Annotated in this window: 2 protein-coding genes and 1 pseudogene; 2 read left to right on the plus strand and 1 reads right to left on the minus strand. The window is 73.7% G+C overall.

Annotated elements, in window-relative coordinates:
• A partial coding sequence (locus tag ABZ281_RS49515) for a DUF72 domain-containing protein (protein WP_356665428.1) occupies positions 1 to 448 on the plus strand: 448 nt, incomplete at its 5' end.
• A gap of 235 nt (positions 449 to 683) precedes the next feature.
• Here ABZ281_RS49515 and ABZ281_RS49520 read toward each other — a convergent pair.
• Positions 684 to 1,052 (minus strand): GntR family transcriptional regulator, encoded by a 369-nt coding sequence (locus ABZ281_RS49520; RefSeq protein WP_356665430.1) that lies wholly within the window; start codon positions 1,050 to 1,052, stop codon positions 684 to 686.
• 71 nt (positions 1,053 to 1,123) lie between these two features.
• Between ABZ281_RS49520 and ABZ281_RS49525 the strand changes: the two are divergent.
• Positions 1,124 to 1,336 (plus strand): annotated as a pseudogene (locus ABZ281_RS49525) (GNAT family N-acetyltransferase); the annotation flags it as partial.

A 1,336-nucleotide genomic window follows, 5' to 3' on the forward strand; every position in this document is an offset into this window, starting at 1 on the left:
GGCTCATCGACGCCACGTTCACCGCCGAGCTGGTCGTGAGCGAGCTGGTCACCAACGCCATCCGCTAACCCGGGTCGCGGTCGAGCCGCGCCACGACTCCTGGTGGACACCCGAGGTCCGCCGCGTCCTGGAGTCCCGGCGGGCCGCCCTGTGCTGGGCCGACATCCTGGCCCGTCCCGCGACACCCCTGTGGCGCACCACCGACTGGGGCTACGTCCGCTTCCACCAGGGCCGCGCCCTGCCCTGGCCCCGCTACGGCCGCCGTTCCCTCGCCACCTGGCTCGACCGCATCGCCACGACCTGGTCCGGCGGCGAGGACGTCTACGCGTACTTCAACAACGACCCGGGCGGCGCGGCGGTGGAGGACGCGATGGCGTTCGCACGGGCGGGGAGGTCTGTGGGGCTGGACATCACGCGGACACCCGAGCGTCTGGCGCGGGCCGGCTGAACCATCCCTTCCTCTCCGCCGCGGCGACGCTCGCCACGACGATGTGCGGCGGAAGACCGTAAGTCGGCTGCGGCGCCGTTCTGGCCGGTCGCGCAGTTCCCCGCGCCCCTTACGGGCGTCGCCCCGGGGGCGCGGGTCCGTATCGATGTGCGGCTCCGCCGTGTGAGCGCGAACACCCCTCGGCCCGCAGCCATACGCTCCCGCACAAGGCCCACCCGACCAGCAGCCCGACGCCCTACTCCCCGTAAGCCGCCCGCAGGGCGTCCCGTACCGCCGCCAGCGCATCGGCCTGCGTGAGCCCGAGCCGCCGGGACCGCTCCGCATAGGCCTGCGCCGCCGTCGCCAGCTCGCGGTCCGCCGCCGAGCCCGCGGCGGCCACGAACGTGCCGTTGCGGCCCCGCGTCTCGATCACCCCGTCCGCCTCCAGCGCCCGGTACGCCTTGGCGACCGTGTTCGCGGCGAGGCCCAGCGACTCGGCCAGCCCCCGCACGGTCGGCAGCCGGTACCCCACCGGCAGCGCACCCGACCGTGCCTGCTCGGAGATCCGCGCCCGCACCTGCTCGTAGGGCGGGGCGCTGTCGTCGATGTCGATCTTCAAGGTCACAGGCCGATTGTCGCGCACCCGGCGGAAAATGAGAGGCACCCCGGTCGGCTCCACGCGTAGCGTGCGCCTCCATGACCGTGATCGTGCGTGACCTGCGCCCCGGCGTCCCAGCCGACGCCGAGGGCTTCTCCACCACCCGTCGCCTCGCCCTTCCGTACATGCTCTCCACGCCCGAGTCCGTGGTGCACACCCTGACGCACGCCCACCCGGACGCCCACTTCGGGCAGCTCGTCGCCGACGAGGACGGCGAGATCATCGGCACGGCCCAGGTCCATGTCGCCCAC

Source organism: Streptomyces sp. NPDC006265, from assembly GCF_040613555.1.
GTDB lineage: Bacteria > Actinomycetota > Actinomycetes > Streptomycetales > Streptomycetaceae > Streptomyces.